The organism is Cytobacillus firmus NBRC 15306, from assembly GCF_001591465.1.
In the GTDB taxonomy this organism is placed as follows: domain Bacteria; phylum Bacillota; class Bacilli; order Bacillales; family Cytobacillaceae; genus Cytobacillus; species Cytobacillus firmus.
The window spans coordinates 1-2,872 of sequence record NZ_BCUY01000171.1 but is presented as its reverse complement, the minus strand read 5'-3'; the positions used below and the strand labels follow the sequence as shown (position 1 = coordinate 2,872).

The window sequence follows — 2,872 nt, the reverse complement described above, 5'->3', positions numbered from 1 at the left end:
CTTGGCTTGTGACCTCGAGGGGGTAGGCGCTGGAGCTAGACAGTTATCGAAATTCAAAATTTTAAATTTCTTATTACATGAAAAAGGCGAAAGCGGGGTCAGCTTTCACCTTTTTCTATGGCTCCTTGGATGAAGGGGTTTAACAATTATGATTTTATCAGCGGAATGTAAAGGGAACATAAATCTCCTGTAAAAATAATGTAAAGTTAATCCTGTCACTTCATCCATTTTTTTCAATAATTATTTTCGGAAGTTCAATAATAAAGGAGGTACCTTTTCCGACCTCACTTTTTACCGAGATGGTTCCCTTATGTGCTTCAACGAGATGCTTCACGATTGCAAGCCCCAGCCCTGTTCCGCCGGAGTTCCTGCTTCTGGCTTTATCAACCCGATAAAAACGTTCAAAAATACGCGGGATTTCTCTGGCTTCAATTCCAATCCCCGTATCCCTTATTTCGGTTAAGACTGTGCTGCCGGTGTTTGCCAACGAAATATGGACGACCCCCTGATTTGGCGTATAAGAAATTGCATTTGATATGATATTTATAAAAACCTGTTTGAGCCGGTGAACATCGCCTTCAATATATACAGGTTTATCCTCTCTCTTATATTCCAAAACGATTTCTTTTTCTGCTGCTTTCCCTTTCATGATGGCCACCACATCTTCGAGCACCTCAGCCAGATCCACCTGCTGAATGGACAAACTAAAGCCTTGCTTTTCGATTTTCGACAGATCCAGCAATTCCTGAATAAGAGATTGCAGACGATCACTTTCCGTCAAAATGATATTGAGGAAATCATTAAGAGTCTGTTTGTTTTCCATCGCACCATCCAAAAGAGTTTCAGAAAAACCCTTTATAGAGGTAATAGGTGTTTTCAATTCATGAGAAACGTTCGCTACAAAATCCTTCCTCATCTGCTCAAGCTTCTTCAGTTCTGTTATATCATGAAAAACAAGCAGAATCCCTTTCCATTCATCATTTGTGCCGATAATCGGAACTCCATATACTTCAAAATAACGTCTTTCGATATTGACGGGAATAATGAGCTGCTTTTTTACTTTCTGCTCGGTCATGAAAATTTCCTCAACCACTTCGGTAATACCTTTGTGTTCTATCACTTCATAATAGAGCTTGTAAAGGTATTCGGAAGGATTTACATTGAAAACCTCTTTATATGGCCGGTTCACTAAATTAATATAGCCTCTGCTGTCAATAAGAATCAGACCGCTTCCCATATTTTCAATGAGAGCCCCAAGTCTGTCCTGCTGCATTTCCTGGGATTTAACCATTTCCTGAAGATTTCTCGCCAGTACATTGATAGACTTACTCAGCATACCTGTTTCATCTTCGTGATCTTCATATGTTCTTGCACGATAGTTTCCCTTAGTAAGTTCAATCGCAACCTGTGTTGCTGACTCGATAGGCTTTGTATATCTTGCCATAATTCTTGACCCGAGCAGAATAATCATAAATAAAGACAGCCCAAGACTGATGGCTAAAATCCACCAAATCTGCTGATAGGCCTTTTGGAATTCAGCAAGCTTCGTGCTTAAGAAGATATAGCCTTCCTTCTCGCCATTTATCATGACAGGCTGCCAATAATAGTGCAGATTAAACCCTCCGGCCACTTCCCATCCTGATTCATATGCAGATTTCTTTTTTAATACTTCAAATATAATTTCCTGGTGCCTGCTTTGCGTTGTCTCACTTTTGATGCTGCTATCCATTAATATTCTGCCCTTGCTATCAGTAGCAGTTACACGCACATCAAGTATGTCACCCAGCTCATTGATTCTCTCAATAGTAATGGATCCAATGCCTCCATTGCCCTCAATATAGCTCGCCGCCATTTCAGTCTCTTTTTGCAGACGTGCATCAAATGTATTTAAATAATAGCTTTTAAAAAGCTGGCCTAAAAGAAGGCCTAATGCAACTAAAACAACCAGAATTAAAGAAAGCAATGCGAAAAGCAGGCGGGTGCGAAAGGTTGTCATTCTCCTTTAGGCTCCTCCAATTTGTAGCCCAGTCCGCGAATGGTCTTAATATATACAGGTTTTTTGGTGTTTGCTTCAATTTTCTCTCTTAAATGGCTAATATGTACATCAACGATTCTCGTGTCTCCTGCAAAATCATAATTCCAGACTGCACTAAGCAGCTGATCCCTTGTAAGGACACGGCTTTTATTCTTGGCAAGATAGAATAACAATTCAAATTCCTTCGGAGTTAATTCAAGAAGTTCTTCTTCAAAATAGGCTTCGTAATGCTGTGGAAAGATTTTAAGGCCGCCAATCCTAAAAGAATCTCCATCTTCTGCTTTTTCCTCGGCAGCTTCAGGCACAAATTGAGTTCTCCGTAAGATAGCTTTAACTCTGGCAACCACTTCCCGGGGGCTGAAAGGTTTTGTCATGTAATCATCTGCACCCAGTTCAAGACCAAGAACCTTATCAAATTCATCATCCTTGGCCGTGAGCATTAAAATAGGCGTCGCTATTTTCTGCTGTCTAAGCTGTTTGCATACTTCTATTCCATCAAGCTTTGGCAGCATAAGATCAAGTACAATAAGATCCGGCTTTTCAGAAATGGCCAGGTCTTTGCCATCCTGCCCATCCATGGCTGTAATTACTTCATAGCCTGCCTGCTGCAGGTTGTATTGAAGTAAAGTTACGATAGATTGTTCGTCATCTACAACTAGAATTTTCTTATCCATACGATCCTCCGAGTGAATGAATTACCCCTGTTTAAACATCACTGTTGTTTATCAGCGATTCTTTATATAAAGCAGGTATCCCTCCTGCTTATCAAACCCCTATTTGCCATATATCTTTATTATAATATATTTCATGATGTTTTTCGGGTCAATTGTTGGAAAG

The 2,872-nt window shown here is 40.1% G+C and carries 2 protein-coding genes; both read right to left on the bottom strand.

What is annotated here, in order from left to right; genetic code table 11:
- Positions 1-220 precede the first annotated feature (220 nt).
- A complete protein-coding gene (gene pnpS / locus BFI01S_RS21465; RefSeq protein ID WP_061794388.1) occupies positions 221-1,996 on the bottom strand; it encodes a two-component system histidine kinase PnpS in 1,776 nt (591 codons plus the stop codon).
- Positions 1,993-2,709: a response regulator transcription factor gene (locus tag BFI01S_RS21460; RefSeq protein WP_061794387.1), complete on the bottom strand. Its 717-nt coding sequence runs from the start codon at positions 2,707-2,709 to the stop codon at positions 1,993-1,995. Before BFI01S_RS21460 ends, pnpS begins: the two co-directional genes overlap by 4 nt.
- Between the last annotated feature and the right edge of the window lie 163 nt (positions 2,710-2,872).

What these genes read in the sequence shown, in the direction of transcription:
- pnpS (WP_061794388.1), bottom strand. Translation starts at nt 1,996, where the DNA reads ATGACAACCTTTCGCACCCGCCTGCTTTTCGCATTGCTTTCTTTAATT.
- BFI01S_RS21460 (WP_061794387.1), bottom strand. Translation starts at nt 2,709, where the DNA reads ATGGATAAGAAAATTCTAGTTGTAGATGACGAACAATCTATCGTAACT.